The following is a 259-nucleotide window of genomic DNA, read 5'->3' as shown; positions in this document are numbered from 1 at the left end:
CCTGTAATAACTTTTTATATATTGTTAGATTATCTTGCGCAAGCACCAGCTTTTCACCGGTTTTGGTAAGCTGCAGCTTATTGTTACTAAGCTTCACTAAACCAGATTTTTGAGCAATTAGCCGGCTAATACTGATCAGGGCTGAGTCTTGCTCGGTAGTAATTCTGTGCAATTTAAAACGGCGCTGCTGCCAAGACGGCAAGCTTTGTTCCACACTAAACATAGCCTGTACTAATTTCAGTGGCAAATTACCTTTGGC

General features: G+C 41.3%; 1 protein-coding gene. It reads right to left on the bottom strand.

Going from position 1 to position 259, the window contains the following annotated elements:
• Nucleotides 1-259 (bottom strand): hypothetical protein (locus V0R37_RS22650; RefSeq protein ID WP_420376629.1); only part of this gene is annotated, 259 nt, incomplete at both ends.

The sequence above is a fragment of the Pollutimonas rozaliensis genome, assembly GCF_048751585.1.
In the GTDB taxonomy this organism is placed as follows: Bacteria; Pseudomonadota; Gammaproteobacteria; order Burkholderiales; family Burkholderiaceae_B.
This window is presented reverse-complemented; position numbering and strand designations above follow the sequence as displayed.